This is a genomic window from Mycolicibacterium litorale (genome assembly GCF_010731695.1).
Taxonomy (GTDB): domain Bacteria; phylum Actinomycetota; class Actinomycetes; order Mycobacteriales; family Mycobacteriaceae; genus Mycobacterium; species Mycobacterium litorale.
In genome coordinates this window covers 3139208-3159912 of sequence record NZ_AP022586.1, presented here as the reverse complement: position 1 = coordinate 3159912, position 20705 = coordinate 3139208, and the positions used below count along the sequence as shown (strand labels likewise).

19 protein-coding genes are annotated in these 20705 nt (G+C 69.6%); 10 read left to right on the top strand and 9 right to left on the bottom strand.

Annotated features, from left to right (window positions below):
- The first annotated feature begins 73 nt into the window (after positions 1–73).
- Complete coding sequence (gene guaA / locus G6N30_RS14975; protein WP_134054079.1) at positions 74–1633, top strand: glutamine-hydrolyzing GMP synthase; 1560 nt, start codon at positions 74–76, stop codon at positions 1631–1633.
- On the opposite strand, the gene G6N30_RS14970 is transcribed toward guaA, so the two are convergent.
- From G6N30_RS14970 to G6N30_RS14950, 5 genes are read right to left on the bottom strand one after another with little or no spacing between them, the layout of a single operon-like run.
- On the bottom strand, positions 1634–2548 hold the full coding sequence (locus G6N30_RS14970) for a MerR family transcriptional regulator (RefSeq protein WP_134054077.1): 915 nt from the start codon (positions 2546–2548) through the stop codon (positions 1634–1636).
- The gene (locus G6N30_RS14965; RefSeq protein ID WP_134054075.1) at positions 2545–4041 is read right to left on the bottom strand and encodes a flavin-containing monooxygenase; all 1497 of its coding nucleotides are present in this window, start codon (positions 4039–4041) and stop codon (positions 2545–2547) included. Before G6N30_RS14965 ends, G6N30_RS14970 begins: the two co-directional genes overlap by 4 nt.
- Position 4042: 1 nt before the next feature.
- Positions 4043–4975, bottom strand: coding sequence for a ferritin-like domain-containing protein (locus tag G6N30_RS14960; RefSeq protein ID WP_134054073.1), 933 nt, complete (start codon positions 4973–4975; stop codon positions 4043–4045).
- Positions 4975–5799 (bottom strand): SDR family NAD(P)-dependent oxidoreductase, encoded by an 825-nt coding sequence (locus G6N30_RS14955; protein ID WP_134054071.1) that lies wholly within the window; start codon positions 5797–5799, stop codon positions 4975–4977. Before G6N30_RS14955 ends, G6N30_RS14960 begins: the two co-directional genes overlap by 1 nt.
- Positions 5800–5801: 2 nt before the next feature.
- Complete coding sequence (locus tag G6N30_RS14950) at positions 5802–6773, bottom strand: alpha/beta hydrolase (RefSeq protein WP_134055301.1); 972 nt, start codon at positions 6771–6773, stop codon at positions 5802–5804.
- A 188-nt stretch (positions 6774–6961) separates the two neighbouring features.
- On the opposite strand from G6N30_RS14950, the gene G6N30_RS14945 reads away from it, so the two are divergent.
- From G6N30_RS14945 to G6N30_RS14930, 4 genes are read left to right on the top strand one after another with little or no spacing between them, the layout of a single operon-like run.
- Positions 6962–7669: a DnaE2-dependent mutagenesis accessory factor ImuA' gene (locus G6N30_RS14945; RefSeq protein ID WP_134054069.1), complete on the top strand. Its 708-nt coding sequence runs from the start codon at positions 6962–6964 to the stop codon at positions 7667–7669.
- Between the two features lie 49 nt (positions 7670–7718).
- Positions 7719–9257 (top strand): DNA polymerase Y family protein, encoded by a 1539-nt coding sequence (locus G6N30_RS14940; RefSeq protein ID WP_134055299.1) that lies wholly within the window; start codon positions 7719–7721, stop codon positions 9255–9257.
- Between the two features lie 47 nt (positions 9258–9304).
- Positions 9305–9751: a MarR family winged helix-turn-helix transcriptional regulator gene (locus G6N30_RS14935; RefSeq protein WP_134054067.1), complete on the top strand. Its 447-nt coding sequence runs from the start codon at positions 9305–9307 to the stop codon at positions 9749–9751.
- A 17-nt stretch (positions 9752–9768) separates the two neighbouring features.
- On the top strand, positions 9769–10191 hold the full coding sequence (locus tag G6N30_RS14930) for an organic hydroperoxide resistance protein (RefSeq protein WP_134054065.1): 423 nt from the start codon (positions 9769–9771) through the stop codon (positions 10189–10191).
- A 2-nt stretch (positions 10192–10193) separates the two neighbouring features.
- On the opposite strand, the gene G6N30_RS14925 is transcribed toward G6N30_RS14930, so the two are convergent.
- Together G6N30_RS14925 and G6N30_RS14920 are read right to left on the bottom strand one after the other, a co-directional pair.
- Complete coding sequence (locus tag G6N30_RS14925) at positions 10194–11243, bottom strand: nucleoside hydrolase (protein ID WP_163687597.1); 1050 nt, start codon at positions 11241–11243, stop codon at positions 10194–10196.
- Positions 11244–11267: 24 nt separating this feature from the next.
- Positions 11268–11696, bottom strand: a complete 429-nt coding sequence (locus tag G6N30_RS14920; protein WP_134054063.1) for a MarR family winged helix-turn-helix transcriptional regulator — start codon at positions 11694–11696, stop codon at positions 11268–11270.
- 75 nt (positions 11697–11771) lie between these two features.
- Here G6N30_RS14920 and G6N30_RS14915 point away from each other — a divergent pair, with 75 nt between their 5' ends.
- A complete protein-coding gene (locus G6N30_RS14915) occupies positions 11772–12641 on the top strand; it encodes a MaoC/PaaZ C-terminal domain-containing protein (protein ID WP_134054061.1) in 870 nt (289 codons plus the stop codon).
- A gap of 92 nt (positions 12642–12733) precedes the next feature.
- Positions 12734–13621: a universal stress protein gene (locus G6N30_RS14910; RefSeq protein WP_134054059.1), complete on the top strand. Its 888-nt coding sequence runs from the start codon at positions 12734–12736 to the stop codon at positions 13619–13621.
- Here G6N30_RS14910 and G6N30_RS14905 read toward each other — a convergent pair.
- On the bottom strand, positions 13618–14577 hold the full coding sequence (locus G6N30_RS14905) for a hypothetical protein (protein ID WP_234880139.1): 960 nt from the start codon (positions 14575–14577) through the stop codon (positions 13618–13620). The two genes, G6N30_RS14910 and G6N30_RS14905, sit on opposite strands and share 4 nt — an antisense overlap.
- 131 nt (positions 14578–14708) lie before the next feature.
- On the opposite strand from G6N30_RS14905, the gene G6N30_RS14900 reads away from it, so the two are divergent.
- On the top strand, positions 14709–18029 hold the full coding sequence (locus G6N30_RS14900; RefSeq protein WP_134054055.1) for an error-prone DNA polymerase: 3321 nt from the start codon (positions 14709–14711) through the stop codon (positions 18027–18029).
- Between the two features lie 40 nt (positions 18030–18069).
- Positions 18070–18711 (top strand): nitroreductase family protein, encoded by a 642-nt coding sequence (locus G6N30_RS14895; protein WP_134054053.1) that lies wholly within the window; start codon positions 18070–18072, stop codon positions 18709–18711.
- Here the strand turns inward: G6N30_RS14895 and G6N30_RS14890 are convergent.
- Entirely contained in the window at positions 18656–19972 is a 1317-nt protein-coding gene (locus tag G6N30_RS14890) for an amidase family protein (protein WP_134054051.1), read from the bottom strand. The two genes, G6N30_RS14895 and G6N30_RS14890, sit on opposite strands and share 56 nt — an antisense overlap.
- A 117-nt stretch (positions 19973–20089) precedes the next feature.
- Between G6N30_RS14890 and G6N30_RS14885 the strand changes: the two genes are divergently transcribed.
- A complete protein-coding gene (locus G6N30_RS14885; protein ID WP_179965460.1) occupies positions 20090–20704 on the top strand; it encodes a DUF1989 domain-containing protein in 615 nt (204 codons plus the stop codon).
- The last annotated feature ends 1 nt before the right edge of the window (position 20705 follow it).

Sequence of the window (20705 nt, the reverse complement as noted above, 5' to 3'; positions counted from 1 at the left end):
CGGCCGGTCGTCGCGCGCCGGGCGACCGCCCTGTCGGCGTTCGGCAAGCGGCGGCCCCCACTAGACTGGGGCAGTGAATTCCCCATCCCCGCGGCCCGTCCTGGTGATCGATTTCGGCGCGCAGTACGCGCAGCTGATCGCGCGCCGGGTCCGCGAAGCCCGGGTCTTCTCCGAGGTCGTACCGCACACCGCATCCGTCGAGGAGATCAAGGCCAAGGATCCGCAGGCGATCGTGTTGTCCGGCGGGCCGGCGAGTGTCTACGCCGACGGTGCCCCCCAACTCGATCCGGCGCTGTTCGACCTCGACGTCCCGGTGTTCGGCATCTGCTACGGCTTCCAGGCCATGGCGCAGGCGCTCGGCGGCACCGTCGCGCACACCGGCACCAGTGAGTACGGCCGCACCGAACTGAAAGTGGCTGGGGGAGAGCTGCATTCGGATCTGCCCGCCACCCAGCCGGTGTGGATGAGCCACGGCGACGCGGTCACCGAGGCGCCGTCGGGATTCGAGGTGGTGGCCACCAGCGCCGGTGCGCCGGTCGCGGCGTTCGAGAACCGGGCCCGACGGCTGGCCGGCGTGCAGTACCACCCCGAGGTGCTGCACTCCCCGCACGGCCAGCAGGTGCTCAGCCGGTTCCTGCACGATTTCGCCGGCATCGGCGCGAAATGGACCCCGGCCAACATCGCCGACGCGCTCGTCGAGCAGGTGCGCGAGCAGATCGGTGACGGCCGCGCCATCTGCGGGCTGTCTGGCGGAGTGGATTCCGCGGTGGCCGCGGCGTTGGTGCAGCGCGCCATCGGCGACCGCCTGACGTGTGTGTTCGTCGACCACGGCCTGCTGCGGTCGGGGGAGCGGGCCCAGGTGCAGCGCGACTTCGTCGCCGCCACCGGCGCCAACCTCGTCACCGTCGACGCCGCCGACAGGTTCCTCGAGGCGATGTCGGGGGTGACCAACCCCGAGGGCAAACGCAAGATCATCGGCCGCGAGTTCATCGCCGCGTTCGACGGCGCCGTGCTCGACATCGTCGGGGACAGCGGCGCGCCGGTGGAGTTCCTGGTCCAGGGCACGCTGTATCCCGACGTCGTCGAATCCGGCGGCGGTTCGGGCACGGCGAACATCAAGAGCCACCACAACGTCGGCGGCCTGCCCGCCGACCTGAAGTTCAAGCTCGTCGAGCCGCTGCGGCTGCTGTTCAAAGACGAGGTCCGCGCCGTCGGCCGTGAGTTGGGACTGCCCGAGGACATCGTGGCGCGCCAGCCCTTCCCGGGTCCGGGGCTGGGTATCCGCATCGTCGGTGAGGTGACGCGTGAGCGCCTGGAGACGCTGCGGCATGCCGATGCGATCGCCCGCGAGGAACTCACCGCCGCGGGGCTGGACAACCAGATCTGGCAGTGCCCGGTGGTGCTGCTGGCCGACGTCCGGTCGGTCGGTGTGCAGGGCGACGGCCGCACCTACGGCCATCCGATCGTGCTGCGGCCGGTGTCCAGCGAGGACGCCATGACCGCGGACTGGACGCGGGTGCCCTACGAGGTGCTCGAGCGGATCTCCACCCGCATCACCAACGAGGTGCCCGAGGTGAACCGCGTCGTGCTGGACGTGACGAGCAAGCCGCCCGGCACCATCGAGTGGGAGTAGTCACCCCTCCTCGGGTTCGGCGGCCTGTTCGATGAAGTCCGCCAGCATGTGGCTGACCAGTCCCTCGATCGTCGACTCGATCGACGTGGCCAGCGTCGCCGCGACCGTCGCGACCGCCTGCGTGCGGAACCGCACCAGCATGGTGATCAACTCGGCGACCTCGGTGTCGTCGGGCAGCGACGCTCCGGGCTTGATGATGTCCTGCACCTGTTCGGCCCCGGCCTGAACGAGGATCGTGCTGATCTGATCGACCAGCGGCAGCACCGCCACGTGGATGTCGATGAGTTTGTCGGCGGTGACGCCGTATTCGCGGATCTCGCGGAACGCCTCGAGCAGCTTCGGCCGCATCACGGTCGCCGTGTCGCCGTCCACGCGGATCAGGTTGAGGCCGACCATGCGGTCGAACGCCTTCTCGTCGTCGATCAGCTTCGCGGCCTCGGCCAACGGCATCGACTGCGGCTTTTCCGCGGCCCACGTGCCGGCGATCGCGTTCTCCAGGCCCAGGACGTCTCCGAGATCCTTGCCCTGCTCCCAGGCCGACAGCATCTCGTGCACGTGGGAGATGTTGTAGCCACGGTCGAGCATCGACGTGATCAGCCGCAGCCGGGTCAGGTGGGTGTCGTTGAACAGCGCGATCCGGCCGACCCGCAGCGGAGGGTGCAGCAGGCCGCGGTCGCGGTAGACACGGATGTTCCTGGTCGTGGTGCCGGCCAGCCGAGCCAGGTCGTCGAGGCGGTACTCACCCGACGACGTCTCCGCCTGCGACTGGCGCACCGCGGCGTCGAACAGTTGGGAGACGGCGTTCTCGACGACGTCGCGCGAGCCACGGCGGACGCGGCGCGGCGCGCGGCGCAGCCCGCCGAGGATCGCCGAGATGGCACCCGCCTGGTGGCGCTCGGCGGGCTGCTCGGTCACGCCCGGATGCGAGTGTCGACACCGGTGTGTGTATCGAGAGCGACCGCGTCGTAGTCGCCGAACCGGAAGTCCCGCATCTGTCGAAGATACTGGGTGGCGAACCCGGGGTACATCGACGCGTTGAACCCGTCGGCGGTCAGGTACCAGCTGCTGCACCCCGACATCCATGTCGTCTTCCCGAGGCGACGCTGGATCCGCTGGTTGAAGCGGCGTTGCACGTCAGCGTGCACGTCGAGGTAGCGCAGGTTCTCGCCCAGCAGCGTGGTGATGCCGCGCACCGCGTAGTCGAGCTGCCCCTCGACGTAGACCAGCAGCGAGTTGTGGCCCGGCCCGGAGTTCGGGCCGGTCATGAGGAACAGGTTGGGGTAGCCGTGGACGTTGATGCTCTTGTAGGCCTGCGCGCCGCCGGACCATTCATCGGCCAGGGAGCGACCACCGATGCCGGTGACCGGATAGGGCGGTCCGGTCAGGTGGACGTCGAAGCCGGTGGCGAAGACGATGCAGTCGAGGTGGTGCTCGACCCCGTCGCTGGTCCGGATTCCGGCCGGGCTCATGGTCGCGATCGGCCAGTCGATCAGCTTGCAGTTGTCCTGTTGCAGCGCCGGGTAGTAGTCGCTGGAGACGAGCATCCGTTTGCAGCCGGGCGTGAAGTCGGGCGTCAGTTGCCTGCGCAGCCATGGATCCTTGACCTGCCGGTGCAGGTGCGCCTTGCCGAGCCGCGCGACGAGCCCGGTCAGCGGGGTGTCCCATACCAGCGCGGTCGCGCTGACCTCGTGGCCCCAGAACAGCGCTTGACGCGCGAGTTGTTGTACTGCGGGGATTTTCGCGAACAGGTTCTGCGCCCCGGCGGGAGTGGCCATGTCGAGGCGGGGCAGCACCCAGCCGGGGGTGCGTTGGAAGACCTTGACGAAACCGGCCTGCTTGACCAGTTCGGGGACGATCTGCACGGCGCTGGCGCCGGTGCCGATCACCGCGACCCGCTTGCCGGAGAAATCGTAGTCGTGGTCCCAGCGGGCGCTGTGGATCTTGTGGCCCTCGTAGCTGTCGAGGCCGCGGATGTCGGGCCACTTGTGGTCCGGCAGCGGACCCGAGGCCAGGACGACCGTACGTGCCCGGAACTGTTCTCCCGCCGTCGTGTCCGCCGTCCATACGCCGGCCGCCTCGTCGAAAGCCAGCCCGTTGACTTCCACGCCGAACCGGATCCGGCGCCGGACGTCGAAGTCGTCGACCATCGTCTCGATGTGCTCGCAGATCTCGGCGGCGGGCGAGTACGCCCGCGACCACGACGGGTTGCGCACGAACGAGAACGAATACAGCAGTGACGGGATGTCGCACGCGGCACCGGGGTAGGTGTTGTCGCGCCAGGTGCCGCCCACCCGGTCGGAACGTTCGACGATCACGAGGTCGTCGACTCCGGCGCGCAGGAGTTTGATGGCCGCACCGATGCCGGTGAATCCGGCGCCGACGATGAGCGTGTCGTGTGTCGTGGTCATGTCAGGCCGCCGGCTCGTAGGTCAGTTCCTTGAACCAGCTGGGGATGGGCCGCAGCAGCTTGCGTGGATAGCGTTCCGACACCCACACCATGGAGTTCGCGAGCAGGTGATAGGGGTGGCGCGGGTTGACCACCATCGCGGCATGCCGTCGAAGCACCCGGTAGGCGGGAACACGGGTACTGGACTCACCGCGTTCTCCGAGTTGCTGGAACCGCTTGACCGCGTTGTAGAGCCGCTCCGGTTCCAGGCCCATTCCGACGATCTCGTTGCGGATCCGGTTGAGCAGCGGCATGTACATCAGCGCGCCGATGATCAGTCCCGGGGTGGCGACGGTGCCGACGAACTCGATCGCCAACCGCCGCGCGGTGGCATGTCCGATCATGTCGAGGACCTCGAAATCGACGACGATGTGGCGTGACTCGTCGTTGTTGATCTTCTCGAACACCTGATGGCAGACCGGGTCGTCGACCTCTTCGAGCAGGAACTTGAGCAGGGCGCCGTCCAGCGCCACCTCGAGCATCGGGATGACGGTGCCCAGCACCGAGAGCGGCATGTCGTCGGCGTACCGGTCGAGCCAGTCCATCGCCAGGCGGATGTTGACGTTCGGCTCGGGCATCTCGTTGCCGTCGAGCATGCCCCACCGCTTCATCAGCGCCAGTTCGGCGTTCGCGTGCCGCTGCTCCTCGGCGTGAAAGTAGCGGTAGATCTCGGCGATGGTCGGCGTGGGAGCCTTCTTGGCCAGCGCCGCGAAACCGCGGGCGCCGATGTTCTCGATCCAGCACAGGTCGGCCATGAAGGCCTTGAGTTTGGGCCGGAACTCGTCGGAGATGGTCTCCGCGCCCGGTGCGTCCCAGTCGATGTCGGCCAGCGCCCACTGCCGGTCCTTGATCTTGGCGAGCATGGCGTCCATGTCGATCTTCGTCTTGGTGGCCATCAGGCGATCCCTCCTTTGGTCAGTCCGACCGCGCGGGTGTAGAGCTCGGGCGCGAATCGTTTGATGTGCCAGCCGAAGCGGGCGTCGAGTTGCGGCATGCAGTACAGACCGCCGCGGTCATGGGTGTCGAGGCACATGCGTGCCACACGTTGTGGGGAGAATCCGGTCCAGCGCATCAGCCGGTCGGCGACTTGCGTTGCACCGTTGGTGATCCGGCCCGACTCGACGATGTTGGTCTTGACGAATGTCGGGCACAGGGCGGTGACCGCGACGTCCGTGCCGCTGAGTTCGGCAGCCAGCGTCTCCGAAAGGGACAGGACTCCAGCCTTGCTGACGTTGTAGGCCGCCATGCCGGGAGCGGCGCCGAACGCGGCCGCCGAGGCGACGTTGATGATGCCACCCGACCGCGCATCGCGCAGGAGCGGTGCGAAGACGTGGCAACCGTGGATGGGTCCCCACAGGTTGATCCCGAGCACCCAGTTCCAGTCGGCCAGGCTGACCTCGCCGATGAGGGTGCCACCGGCGCCGACGCCGGCGTTGTTGACGACCAAGGAGGGCGGCCCACCGAACCAGTCCTGTGCGGTGTCAGCCAATTCCCTGACATCGTCGATTCGGGACACGTCGCAGTGGGCGGCGATCGCGTGTCCGCCGCCATCCCGGATCGCCACTGCGGTGGTCTCGGCCGATTCGGTGTCGATGTCGCTGCACACCACGCGGCCGCCGCGCCGGGCGAGTTCGGTGGCGAACGCGGCGCCGATTCCGCTGCCCGCGCCGGTGATGACGGCGGTGGCGTTGCGGCTGCGTTTGGTGCCGGAGCCCCACATGGTCAGCTCACCGCCCGGTCGGCGTCGCCGGCACTCAGCGCGTCGGCGACGAATGCGGTGATCTCGCGCATCGCGGGGACGGCCTCGGGCGCCAACCGGGGTAGTGCCTGAAAGACGTGCACCTGATCCGGCCACACCTGCAGCTCACAACTTCCGCCCGCGGCCCGGATGTCGTCGGCGAGGGCGATCGCATCGCCGGCCAGCATCTCGGCTCCGCCGGCCTGGATCAGCGTCGGGGGCAGCCGCCGGCCCGTCACCACGTCGAGCGTCAACCGTGGGTGCGTCGGTTGTTCTGCCGCGCAGTACAACTCGACGAGCCGGATCGCGTCACGCGAGCGGATGGCCGGGTCGCGGCGCAGCAGTTCCCGCTCGCGGGCGCGGGTGAAGGTCAGGTCGATCAGCGGTGAGAGCAGCACCAGGGCGGCCGGATGCGCGGTGGCGGTCTGCAGCAGGAGGTCGACCGTCAGGTGGCCGCCGGCGGAGTCCCCGGCGATCACCATGCGGCCCGGCGGCACGCCGAGGTCGTCGATCAGCCAATCCCAGCCCGCGCGGACATCGTCTGCGGCGGTGGGGAAGCGGTGCCGCGGTGCGAGGCGGTAGTCGACGGTGAACACCGGCAGTCCGGTCGCCGCCGACAGCCATCCGGTCAACCTGCGGTGGGTGCGCGGCGAGCACAGCGCATACCCACTGCCGTGGACGTAGTAGAGCGCCCGGTCCGGCGCCCCGGTGGGGACGCCGCGCCCGCGGACCCACTCGCCGATGAGGCGGCGGCCGTCGGTCAGGTGGGTGTCCACGGGGTCGACGCGGACGCCGGACAGGGACGGGCCGAAAGCGGCCATGATGCGGGCGACGATCTGGCGGGAGAGCCACAGGCCCCACGCCTGTTCGGGCGGGAGCACCGCGCTGATTTGTCGCAGGGTCAGTCCGCTGACTGTCGCCGCGGTGCGGGAGCGCAGAGAGCCCTGCGCGGGCATCGTTGCCACGTCTGGAGTACAGCAACGAATGGTGACATTTGTCAATGACAACATTTGTCACTGTCATCCACCGTCGACGCTCGACGGCCTCTCGGTCGCTTGACGCTTGTCGGTGCCCCGGTGTTTACTCGTCGTATCGAACATGAGTTCGAAAGACGGGTGTTTCGAGTGATGCTGGAGGTGCTCCTGTGACAGCGGAGGCCCACCTCGAGCACGCTCAGCTTACCCGCGCTGAGCAGGTCGAACACCTGCGAAAGCAGATGGCGGCGGTGGCAGGCAAGGTCGGGTCCGGTCGACGGGGGCCCGCGCCCTCTGCTGACCCGTCACCGGTGGTGGAAAGTTTGCTGCCCTTGCCCGAATCGCTGGCTGAGCAGCTGCCTACGTCGTTGCCGCGCGGCACGGTCGCGGTGCTCTCGGGGGCGCGGTCCCTGCCGTTGGGCATGGTCGCGGCGACGACGGCGGCCGGTGGTCATGCCGCCATCGTCGGCCAGCCCGACGTCGGTCTGCTGGCCGCCGTGGAGATGGGCGCCGACCTCAGCAGGCTGGCCGTCATCCCGGACCCGGGCGGGGATCCGGTGGAGGTGGCGGCGGTCCTCATGGACGGGATGGATCTGGTGGTGCTCGGCCTGCGCGGGCGCTCGGTGCCCGCGGGCCGGGCCAGGGCGGTGACGGCGCGGGCTCGGCAGAAGGGATGCACTCTGCTGGTCACCGACGGCGACTGGCACGGGGCGACGGCCCGGTTGGAGGCCCGGGTGTGCGGTTACGAGGTGGTCGGCGCCGGCTCGTCGGATCCGACGCAGGCGCCCACCCCGGGATGCGGACGGATCAGCCGGGTGCGGCTGACGATGCGGGCACGGGGCCGGGGTTACGGTCCCGGCCGAGCGGTCGGTGAGTAGCGTGGCCCGCTCATCTCAGAAGGCCGCACGGGTGCTGGCCGTCTGGTGCATGGACTGGCCCGCGGTCGCGGCGGCCGCGGCGGCGAATCTGCCGCCGACGGCGCCGGTGGCGGTGACGCTGGCCAACCGGGTCATTGCGTGTTCGGCCTCGGCGCGCGCCGCGGGGGTGCGGCGCGGGCTGCGGCGCCGTGAGTCGCAGGCTCGGTGTCCGCAGCTGCACGTCGCGCCGGCGGATCCGGCCCGCGACGCCCGCCACTTCGAGAACGTCACGGCGGCGGTGGACGATCTGGTGCCGCGCGCCGAGGTGCTGCGGCCGGGTCTGCTGGTGCTGGCGGTACGCGGGGCGGCCCGGTACTTCGGCTCCGAACAGGCAGCCGCCGAACGGTTGGTCGACGCGGTCGCCGCGGCCGGGGTGGAATGCCAGGTCGGCATCGCCGATCAGCTGCCCACGGCGGTGTTCGCCGCGCGCGCCGGCCGCATCGTGGCGCCCGGCGAAGACGCCGATTTCCTGTCCGCGCTGTCGATCCGGCAACTGGCCACCGAACCCAGCCTGGCCGCACCCGGTCGCGAGGATCTTGCAGACCTGCTGTGGCGCATGGGGATTCGCCACATCGGCCAGTTCGCCGCGCTGTCGCGGACGGATGTGGCCTCCCGCTTCGGGGCGGACGCCGTCGCTGCGCACCGGTTCGCCAGGGGTGAGCCGGACCGCGGGCCGTCGGGCCGGGAACCGCCGGCCGAACTGGACGCGGTGCGCAACTGCGACCCGCCGATCGATCGGGTGGACGCCGCGGCGTTCGCCGGCCGGTCGCTGGCCGGTGAACTGCACCGAAGCCTGGAGTCGGCGGGGGTCGGCTGCACCCGGTTGGCGATCCACGCCGTCACCGCCGACGGCAAGGAGTTGGAGCGGGTGTGGCGGTGCGCCGAGCCGCTGACCGAGGACGCCACCGCGGACCGGGTGCGCTGGCAACTCGACGGCTGGCTGAACCGGCGCAATCCCAACGACCGGCCCGCCGCACCGATCACCGTGCTGCGGTTGCGGCCGGTCGAGGTGATCTCGGCCGAAGCGCTGCAGCTGCCGCTGTGGGGTGGCATCGGAGAGGAGGACCGGTTGCGCGCCCGCCGGGCGCTGGTACGCGTGCAGGGTCTGCTCGGGCCGGAGGCGGTGCAGGTCCCGGTGCTCAGCGGTGGGCGCGGTCCGGCCGAGCGGATCACCTTCACCGCGTTCGGGGATGAGCCGGTGCCGCAGGCCGATCCGCAACAGCCGTGGCCCGGGCAGCTGCCCGAACCGTCACCCGCGGTGCTGCTCGACGATCCGGTGGAGGTGCTCGACGCCGAGGGAAATCCGGTGCGGGTGACCCACCGCGGGCTGTTCTCCGGTTCGCCCGCGCGTCTGGACGGCGGGGGATATCGCGGTGACCTCGCGTGGTGGGCCGGACCGTGGCCGGTCGACGAACGGTGGTGGGACCCTGACCGCGCCAAAGGCCGCACCGCCCGGGCGCAGGTGCTACTCGACGGCAGCACGGGGCAGGCGGCGCTGCTGCTGTGTTACCGGCAGCGGCGCTGGTACGTGGAGGGCGCCTATGAATAGACGCTAATTCGATTGTGCACAATCTAATTGTGGTCTACTGTTGCGGTATGGCCACGCTTCGCCTCGACCAGCACCTGTGCTTCGCGCTGTACTCGGCGACGCGTGCCATGACGGCGGCCTACCGGCCGGTGTTGACGGAGCTGAACCTCACCTACCCGCAGTACCTGGTGTTGTTGGTGCTGTGGGAGGAGGGTCCGGTGACCGTCGGCCGGCTCGGTGAGCGGTTGCACCTGGATTCCGGCACCCTCTCGCCACTGCTGAAACGCCTCGAGGCCAACGGATTCGTCGTTCGGCGCCGATCCCGCACCGACGAGCGTCAGGTCGAGATCGACCTCACCGACGACGGCCGGGCACTCGAGGAACGCGCCCAGTGCATCCCCGAGCGACTGTTCACCGCCACCGGCATGTCCGTCGACGACGCCGAGGAATTACGCGACGCCGTCCGCCAGTTGAGCGACGTGCTCATGAACACCACAGCGAACTCATCGCACTGACGAAAGGAACCGACGACATGAAGACGCTCTACACCGCAGAGGCGCTGGCCACCGGAGAAGGCCGCGACGGCCACGGACGCAGCTCAGACGGCCGCCTCGACTTCGACCTCGCGATCCCCAAGGAGATGGGCGGCAGCGGCAACGGCACCAACCCCGAGCAGCTGTTCGCGGTCGGTTACGCGGCGTGCTTCCACTCGGCGCTTCGGTTGGTGGCCCGCCAGGAGAAGGCCGACGTCTCGGATTCCACTGTCGGCGCCCGGGTTTCGATCGGCCAGCTCGACAACGGCGGCTTCGGCCTCGCGGTGGAACTCGAGGTCGCGCTGCCCAACGTCGACCAGCAGACCGCTCAGGAACTCGCCGAGAAGGCCCACCAGGTGTGCCCGTACTCCAACGCCACACGCGGCAACATCGACGTGAAGCTGACCGTCACCGACGACTGACCTCAGCCCAACCGGTGCGCGAACGGTCCTACCCGCGCGATGAACCGCTCGAAGAAGGCGCCTGCGTCGACGCCGATGCCGACCAGGGCGTTCGGCGGCCGGCCCCACCGCCCATTCCAGTCGGCGATCGTCATCCCGCGGGTAAGCGTCCCGGCCAACTCCACATCCACCGTGGCGGGCCGGCACTCCACGATGTCGGGATCGAGGGCGACGGCGGCCGCCAGCGGATCGTGCAGATGCGCGAGGTAGCCCTCGCCCTGGTCGAAGTGGAATTCGAAGTAGAACCGCATCGCGTCCTCGAGGACCCGGATCAACGGGTTGGCCGCCACCGATCGGGTGCCCCGGTCGTCGAGCACGCTCATCGGCGCGGTCGGCGACTGGGCGGCGGCCGCCAACCGGGTGAACAGCGCCGGTGTCAGCGCGACGTTCTCGGTCAGGTTGAGCCCCAACACGATCGGCGGCTCGAGATCCGGGGCGCTCCAGGCGGCGAACACCTCCGCGGCGGCCTCCGGGTCCACGCTGACGTTCCACTCCGCCACCGCGGTCGTGTTGCCCCGGTAGTCGAACGCACCGCCCATGATCACCAACCGGCGCAGCAGCGTCGGCAGCGCAGGTTCGGTACGCAGCGCCAGCGCCAGGTTGGTCAGCGGGCCCACCGCCATGCCCACCAATTCGCCGGGATGCGCGCGTGCGGCGCGCACCCACGCCTCGGCGGCGTCGTAGGTGGTCAGTGTCGAATCACCCGACGGCAGCTGCGCGTAACCGAGTCCCTGCGGACCGTGCGTGTCCTCCGCGGTCCGCAGCGCCGAGGCGACCGGGCCGTCGGCACCGCGTGACACGGGCATGCCGGTCACACCGCACAATTCGAGCAGGCCCAGGTTGTTGCGGCAGACCTGGTCGACGCCGACGTTGCCCGCGGTGGAGGCGATACCGACCAGATCGGCGTCCGCGCTGGCGAGCAGGTACACCAGCGCCATCGCATCGTCGACCCCGGTGTCCACATCGGCGAAAACCGGTATCCGCGCGGCAGACTCGCCGTTCCCGTTGGGCATGGGCAGACGATACGCCCGGTCCGGTCAGTCCTTGACGGTGCGGGCGGTGTGGACGCCGCTCAGCGCCGCCAACTGGTCGGGCGTCAGGCCGGCCAGCCCGAACTCCGCGGCCGCCAGCGCGACCGTTGCCGCCTCCGCGAGCTCGCGCCCCTCGTCGGTGATGCCGACCAGCGTCGCCCTGCGGTCGGTGGGGTGCGCGCGCCGGGAGACCAGGTTGCGGTGGGACAGCCGCTCGGTGGCGATACTCACCGTGGTCGCGTGCACGAACAACTCGCGGGCCACCTCACCGAGCAGGCAGGTGCCGGTCTCGGTGGACTGCAACTGTTTGAGGATGTGAAAGTCGATCAACCGCAGCCCGAAGCCGTCTTTGAGGTCCTGGTCGACGACGGCCGTCATCGATCGGCAGAGCAACAGAACCGAGCGCATCGCCTGCCAGCCCGCGGGTTCGGCCATGGCCCTATCGATATCCAGATTTCCGCGGGTTAACCGGGGAGATAGTGTCCGATCCACGCCGAGAAGGGAGTGCTCATGCCGATCGATCCTCATGCCGTGGGAACCAAGTCCGAGCCGGTGCTCTACGAGTGGACCGACCGGGAGACCCTGCTCTACGCCCTCGGCGTCGGAGCGGGCACCGCTGATCTGGCCTTCACCACTGAGAACAGCCACGACATCGACCAGCAGGTACTGCCGACCTACGCCGTCATCGGCTGCCCGGCCTGGGGCGCGGTAGGCGCCGTCGGCTCGTTCAACTTCAGCATGCTGCTGCACGGGTCGCAGCAGATCCGGCTGTTCGCGCCGCTCAAACCGGCGGGCAAGCTCAGCGTGGTCTCCGAGGTGGCCGACATCCAGGACAAGGGTGAGGGCAAGAACGCCATCCTGGTGTTCAAAGGCACGGGTACCGATCCGGACACCGGCGAGGTGGTCGCCGAGACGGTGTCGACGGCGGTGATCCGCGGCGGTGGTGGATTCGGCGGGCAGCCGGGGACACGGCCACCGGCGCCGGAGATCCCCGACCAGGACCCGGATGCGCGCATCGCGCTGCCCACCCGCGAAGATCAGGCGCTGCTCTACCGGCTCTCCGGTGACCGCAACCCGCTGCACAGCGATCCGTGGTTCGCCCGCGAGCTGGCCGGTTTCCCGCGCCCGATCCTGCACGGTCTGTGCACCTACGGTGTCGCCGGCCGTGCGCTGGTCGCCGCGCTCGGTGACGGCGACGCCACCCGGATCACCGCGATCGGCGCTCGCTTCACCTCGCCGGTGTTCCCGGGGGAGACCCTGACGACGTCGGTGTGGCGGACCGGCGACGGTGAGGCGGTGTTCCGCACCGAAGCCGCCGCGCCCGACGGCTCGGGTGCGCGGCTGGTACTCGAGGACGGCACCGCGCAGTATCGACCTTGATTTCGGTGAAGCGCCGGTGAGATCGGCGTCTGGTTGACAGGATTGGAACCCGCGGCGTTCGGCGGACGTGCGAGATGGGCGGTGGTTCGGTCATGAGGTTGGTCGTCGGTTATCTCGCCACCCCGGGTGGCGCGGATGCGCTCGCGCTCGGCGTGCGTCTGGCCCGCACGCTCGGCGCTGATCTCGACGTGTGCATGGTGCTGCCCACCGACCGGCCCCTGCCGGCGGTGATCCCGACCGGCGACCACGACGATCTGCTCACCGACCAGGCGGAGAAATGGCTGGCCGAGGTCATGCCGACGGTGCCCGTCGACGTGAATGCGCGCGGCCACATCGCGTTCGCCGAGTCCACCGCCGACGGGCTCATCCGGGAGGCCGGCCGGCTGGGCGCCGAGGCGATCGTGGTGGGTGGGTCCGGCGGCGGCCTGGCGGGGAGTTACTCACTGGGCTCCGTGGTCAACCAACTGCTGCACTCGGCACCGATGCCGGTCGCGGTCGCGCCGCGCGGGCTGCGCGAGTCTCCGGTCACCCGGGTGCGGGAGGTGACGTGCGCCATCGGCCGGCGCGAAGGCGCGGACGTGCTCCTCGAGCATGCCGTCCGGTTCAGCTCGGCGGCGGGCACACCTTTGCGGCTGGTGTCACTGGTCGCACTCGACCCGACGTTCGGGACGCTGCGCGGCGATGTCGATGCGGTGCGCCACCGCGCGCTCGAACACGCCGCCCACGCCCTGGATGTCGCGAAAAGCAGCCTGCCCGAGAGCATCTCGGTCACCTCGACGATCGTCGACGGGCGTGGCGTCGAGGATGCGGTCCGCAAGCTGGAGTGGCACGACGGAGATCTCATCATGGTCGGCTCCAGCCGCCTGAGCGCACCGCGACGACTGTTCCTCGGTTCGACCGCGGCGAAGATGCTGCGCGTGCTCCACGTTCCGATGGTGGTCACACCGCGGGATCAGTCAGCGGCGGAAGACGTTTCCTAGTCGCGCAGGCCGTGGTCGCCGTACTCGTGCAGGAGCGCCAGCGGGTCCAGGGTGTCCCACACGGTGCTGTAGAACTGCTCCTTGAGCTGGCGGGCCTCGTACTCCCTGTTCGCCAGGTCGGCGATCTGGTCGTAGCCGTAATACAGCAGCGACACCGGTCCGGTGGTCTTGAGCAGTTCGTTGATGATGATCTGCGCGCCGGCCTTGTTGCCCTGTGCGGCTTCGAGGAACGCAGGCACGATCTTGTACGCGGGCACCACGGTGTTGACCCACGGCACGATCTGGCTGCCGCGGTACACCGCTTCGACGCCTTCGCGGATGTACGGCCGGAACTCGGGGCCGGCCGCGCCGACGAGCAGGTTGCGCAGGGCCAGCACCGCGGCGGGCATGTCGTCGGGCTCGGGATCGTCGGGCCGGAACGGATCGGGGCTCCACGGCACCGGTTCGGCGGCCGCGGCCGACGGGACCGGCTCGTCGACCGGTTCCTGTTGCGATTCCGGTTCCGCCGCGACGCGGACGTCGGCCACCTCGTCCGCTGAGGCATCCGTAGATGCGTTGGCTCGCTTGGTGACCGGCTCCTCGTTGTCGATCACCCGCGGGGTGAACACGCTGCGCAACTTCTCGACCTGCTCGGCTTCGAACTGCTGCGCGGACTGCCGGAGCTTCGTGGACAGTGACCGCTTGACGCCCTTGGATTCGGTCTCGGCTTCGGAGTCTTCGGCCTCGTCGTCCGAGTCGTCAGGGTCGGCCTCGTCGGCCTGGTCGTCGGTCTCCGTCTTGTCGGCCGTGTCGTCCTTCTTCGGCCCGGCATTCACAGCGCCCGCCGACTCCGACGCGCTCGACGCCGACTCCGTGTCCGCGTGGGCAACGCCCTGCCCGGCGACCGCGACCGCGGCGCCCACACCGACTGCGACCGCCAGTCCGCCGACGTAGCCGATGTACTTGTGTGACGCCATCCCCGATTTCCCTTTCCTAGGCAAACACATCGTAGAGGTCACCTCGCCGATCGGCAGCGCAGCCCGATCGCCTCACCTCGGGCCGCCGGCGACACGTGGCGCGTCGAACATGCGTTCGATACACTCGAAGGGTGAGCTGGTTCAACGGGCCGCCGAGCTGGTCGGAGATGGAGCGGGTGCTCAACGGCCGACTGCCCCGGCCCACCGGGGACAGCAAGCCCCGCCGTGCCGGCGAATCGCTTGCGGAGCCCGTCGGCGATGGAGGCGACAGCCCGGCGTGGTCGCGTAAACGCGGCGCCTACCGGGCGCCGGACGTGCCCCGGTCGGGCGGCGCGGTGCCCTACGCCGAACTGCACGCGCATTCGGCGTACAGCTTCCTCGACGGCGCAGGCACTCCCGAGGAACTCGTTGAGGAGGCCGCTCGCCTGGATCTGCGGGCCATCGCGCTGACCGACCACGACGGGCTCTATGGGGTCGTCCGATTCGCCGAGGCCGCAAAGGAACTCGACATGCAGACGGTGTTCGGCGCCGAGCTGTCGTTGAGCAACGTCGCGCGCACCGAGGTGCCCGACCCGCCGGGGCCGCACCTGCTGGTGCTCGCCCGCGGTCCGGAGGGCTACCGGCGGCTGTCCCGCGAGATCGCCAAAGCCCACCTGGCCGGCGGGGAGAAGGGCAAACCCCGCTACGACTACGACGCGCTCACCGAGGCCGCCGGTGGGCACTGGCACATTCTCACCGGATGCCGCAAAGGTCACGTGCGTCAAGCGCTTTCGCAAGGAGGCCCGAAGGCGGCCGAAGCGGCACTGGCTGATCTGGTGGACCGGTTCGGCCGCGACCGCGTCAGCGTCGAGCTCACCCACCACGGCCACCCTCTCGACGACGAACGCAACGCCGCGCTGGCCGAGCTGGCACCGCGTTTCGGCCTCGGCGTCGTCGCCACCACGGCGGCGCACTTCGCCGAACCGTCGCGCGGGCGGTTGGCGATGGCGATGGGCGCGATCCGCGCCCGCAATTCGATCGACGAGGCCGCCGGTTACCTGGCCCCGCTCGGCGGATCGCATCTGCGCTCGGGGGAGGAGATGGCCCGGCTGTTCGCCCGCCACCCCGAGGCGGTCACCGCCGCGGCAGATCTGGGGGAGCAGTGCGCGTTCGGGCTGGCGCTGATCGCCCCGCGACTGCCGCCGTTCGACGTGCCGCCCGGTCACACCGAGGACAGCTGGCTGCGGCACCTGGTGATGCTCGGCGCCCGCGACCGCTACGGCCCACCGGAACGGGCGCCGCAGGCCTACGCCCAGATCGAACACGAACTGCGGATCATCGAGAAGCTGACGTTCCCGGGATACTTCCTGGTCGTCCACGACATCACCCGGTTCTGCAAGGAGAACGACATCCTGGCCCAGGGGCGGGGGTCGGCGGCGAACTCCGCGGTCTGCTACGCACTGGGGGTCACCAACGTCGACCCGGTCGCCAACGAGTTGCTGTTCGAGCGGTTCCTGTCCCCGGCCCGCGACGGGCCACCCGACATCGACATCGACATCGAATCGGATCTGCGGGAAGAGGCGATCCAGTACGTCTACGAACGCTACGGCCGCGACTACGCCGCGCAGGTCGCCAACGTGATCACCTATCGCGGTCGCAGCGCCATCCGCGACATGGCCCGCGCGCTCGGCTTCTCCCAGGGGCAGCAGGACGCCTGGAGTAAACAGCTCAGCAAGTGGAACGGGCTGGCCGACTCACCGGACATCGAGGGCATTCCCGAGCCGGTGGTGGACCTCGCGCTGCAGATCTCGAATCTGCCGCGGCACATGGGCATTCACTCGGGCGGTATGGTCATCTGTGACCGGCCGATCGCCGACGTGTGTCCGGTCGAGTGGGCCCGCATGGCCAACCGCAGTGTGCTGCAGTGGGACAAGGACGACTGCGCGGCAATCGGATTGGTGAAGTTCGACATGCTCGGGCTCGGCATGCTCTCGGCGCTGCACTACTGCATCGACCTGGTGGCCGAGCACAAGGGCCTCGAGGTCGACCTGGCGAAGCTGGACCTGTCCGAGCCCGCCGTCTACGAGATGCTGCAGCGCGCCGATTCGGTCGGGGTGTTCCAGGTGGAGTCCCGCGCCCAGATGGCCACGCTGCCGCGGCTCAAGCCCCGGGTGTTCTACGACCTGGTGGTCGAGGTCGCGCTGATCCGGCCCGGGCCCATCCAGGGCGGGTCGGTGCACCCGTACATCAAGCGGCGCAACGGCGAAGAGCCGGTCACCTACGACCACCCATCCATGGAGGCAGCGCTGCGCAAGACGCTGGGGGTGCCGCTGTTCCAGGAGCAGCTGATGCAACTCGCCGTCGACTGCGCGGGGTTCACCGCCGCCGAGGCCGACCAGCTGCGCCGCGCCATGGGATCCAAACGTTCGACGGACAAGATGCGCCGGTTGCGCGGCCGGTTCTACGACGGGATGCGCCAGCGTCACGGCATCACCGGCGAGGTGGCCGACCGGATCTACGAGAAGCTCGAAGCGTTCGCGAATTTTGGCTTCCCCGAGAGTCATTCGTTGAGCTTCGCGTCGCTGGTGTTCTACTCGTCGTGGTTCAAGCTGCATCACCCCGCCGCGTTCTGCGCCGCACTGCTGCGGGCACAGCCGATGGGGTTCTACTCACCGCAGTCGCTGGTGGCCGACGCGCGCCGCCACGGTGTCACCGTGCACGGCCCCGACGTCAACGCCAGCCTGGCGTACGCCACGCTGGAGAACCACGGGATGGAGGTGCGGCTGGGGCTCGGCGCGGTCCGCCACATCGGCGACGAGCTCGCAGAGCGCATCGTCGACGAGCGAAAAGCTCACGGCCCGTTCGCGAATCTGCTGGACCTGACCGGTCGGGTGCAGCTGTCGGTGCCGCAGACCGAGGCGCTGGCCACCGCGGGTGCGCTGGGTTGTTTCGGCGTCGCCCGTCGCGAGGGGCTCTGGGCCGCCGGCGCGGCCGCCGCCGAACGGCCCGACCGGCTGCCCGGCGTCGGGTCGGCGGGGCAGATCCCGTCGCTGCCCGGTATGAGCAAGCTGGAACTCGCCGCGGCCGACGTGTGGGCCACCGGGGTGTCTCCGGACAGCTATCCCACCCAGTTCCTGCGCGAGAACCTCGACGCGATGGGCGTGGTGCCCGCCGGCCGGCTGCTTCAGGTGCCCGACGGCACCCGGGTGCTGGTGGCGGGGGCGGTGACCCACCGGCAGCGTCCGGCCACCGCGCAGGGTGTGACGTTTCTCAACCTCGAGGACGAGACGGGGATGGTGAATGTGGTGTGCTCACCACAACTCTGGGCGCGTCAGCGCCGCCTGGCCCAGACGGCGCCGGCGATGGTGATCCGCGGCATCGTGCAGAACGCCACCGGTGCGGTCACCGTCGTCGCCGACCGGCTCGGCACACTCGACATGCGGGTGGGGTCGAAGTCGCGCGACTTCCGCTGACGCGAAGGGGACCGCCGGCCGCGTCGGTAACCTCGACGGCATGACCCTCAACCTGTCTGTCGACGAACTCCTGACGACCACCCGCTCGGTGCGCAAGCGACTCGATTTGGAGAAGCCGGTGCCGCGAGAGGTGATCATGGAGTGCCTGGAACTCGCGTTGCAGGCCCCGACCGGCTCCAACGCGCAGGGCTGGCAGTGGGTCTTCGTCACCGACCCCGAGAAGAAGAAGGCGCTCGCCGACATCTACCGGGTCAACGCCAACGCGTACCTGGACCTGCCCAAACCCGACTACGACGACGTGCGCGGCGAGCGCATGGAACTGGTCAGCGACTCCGCGCGCTACCTCAACGACCACTTCCACGAGGTGCCGGTGCTGATGATCCCGTGCCTCGAGGGCCGGCCCGACGGCGCGCCCGCCGGCATGTCAGCCTCGTTCTGGGGTTCGCTGCTGCCCGCCGCCTGGAGCTTCATGCTGGCGTTGCGCTCCCGCGGACTCGGCTCGGCCTGGACAACGCTGCACTTGCTGAACGACGGCGAGAAGCAGGCCGCCGAACTGCTCGGCATCCCGTTCGACAGGTACAGCCAGGCCGGGCTGTTCCCGATCGCCTACACCAAGGGCACCGACTTCAAGAAGGCCAAGCGGCTTCCCGCCGAGCAGCTGACGCACTGGGACAGCTGGTGAGCCGTTCGAATTCCGAGGCTGCGGCCAGCACGACGTCGTCGTCTCCGGCAGGTGCGGACACCAGCATGCCTGCCGGTGCCCGCCCCGTCATCGGCAGCGTCACGCCGCACGCGCCCAGGTAACTCAACACCATCGTCGTGCGCAGCGTACTGGCGTTGACCGCGTCATACGTCGCCTCGGAGCCGAGCAGGTCGGCGATGCGCGGGGGTTCGTGTCGGACAGTGGGGCACAGCAGCACCGAGCCCGTCAATTCGGCGGCGAACTGCCGGCGCAGCGTGCGCATCTCCCGACGCAGTGGTTCGACGGCTTCCTGTGCACCCGCGTTACGTGCGAGCCGCCGCGCAGTGGCGGGCTCGATGCCGGCCGACCCCAGCAGCCTGCCGTAGGCGGCGTAGGCGTCCGCGCCGACGATGGTTCCGTAGGTGTCGATGAGGTGCTGCGCCCGCTCCATCGACGCGAGGCGCACCGTGGTGACGCGCACATCGCCGCCTCGCAGGCTGTCGACGGCTGACTCGAAGGCCGCCCGTATCGCGGGTGTGCAGTCGTCGACCCACTCACCCGCAGGGATCACCACCCGAGGTCGGGCCGGCTGCCGGTGCGACGTCCCGGCCAGCAGCCGGTCCAGCAGTCGGATGTCGTCGACCGTGCGGGCCATCAGACCGACGCTGTCGAGCGTCGGTGACAGCGCCCGAAAGTCGTTTTCTCCGTAGCGGTTGTGGCTTGCTCGGTAGCCGACGCAGCCGCAGAACGCGGCGGGTACGCGGACCGAGCCGGAGGTGTCGGTGCCGACCGCGAGCGGTGCGATTCCCGCGGTGACGGCGACGGCGGACCCCGCCGAGGACCCGCCGGGCACCAGTGCCGCATCCACCGGGTTGACCGGTGTGCCGAATCGCTGGTTGATGCCGAGCCCCGAGAACGCGAACTCGCTGAGATTCGTCTTGCCGACCGTCACCATGCCGAGTGAGGCGATCCGGCGCACCAGGGCGCCGTCGGCGGGCGCGGGCGGGCGCTCGAGCAACGAGGCGGACCCGCAGGTGGTGACCGTGCCCTCGACGTCGAACAGGTCCTTCCAGACGATGGGCACACCGTCGAGCGGGCTGAGCAGTGCGCCGTCGCGTCGTCGACCGTCGCTGTCGTCGGCTTCGCGGCGGGCACGTTCGGCAGTGACGGTGATCATCGTCGACCGGGCCGCTGCGCCCTTCGTGCGCTCCAGAGCCTGCTCGCACGCCCGGCGCGCACCCGACACGTCGAGGGTTTCCATCACGCCGAGGCTAGGTGGACCGGCCACGCCCGGCCATGGAGGAAACCACAGCGAATCAGCTCCGCGCTGAACGAATGAACATGGGGGGATGACGGTCTGTCGACGTTGACTATGCACATGGAGTTGTCACATGACACCGCGGCCATCGTGATCCCCGCCGGCCAGGGATCGGCGTTCCGGGTGCGACGCGGCGACCGGTTCCGCCTGATCGACGTCGAGGGCGGGCAGGTCGGCGACCTGTTCGCGTTCGCGGCCGCCGACCCGGACGAGTACCTGTCCGCCTCGCACACGCGCACCTCGACCGGCAGGCTGTTCCCGCGCATCGGCGAGCAGTTCGTGACCAACCGGCGGCGGCCGATCCTGACGCTGACGGCCGACACGTCGCCGGGTGCGCACGACATGCTGATCGCCGCCTGTGACCCGGCGCGCTACGACGCCCTCGGGGCCCCTGGGCACGCCTCGTGCGCGGGCAACCTCCGGCTCGCCCTGTCAGACCTCGCGGTGACCACATGCGTCGTCCCGCAACCGGTCAACGTCTTCATGGACATTCCGGTCGATACCGACGGCAACCTGAGCTGGCTGCCCGCGCCGAGCCGGCCGGGGGACGCGGTGACCTTCGAGGCAGTCACGGATTGCGTGATCGTCGTGTCGGCCTGCCCGATGGATCTCAACCCCATCAACGGCGAGCGTCCGACCTCGCTGGCCGTCGAACTCGTCGAACCCACCACCTAGG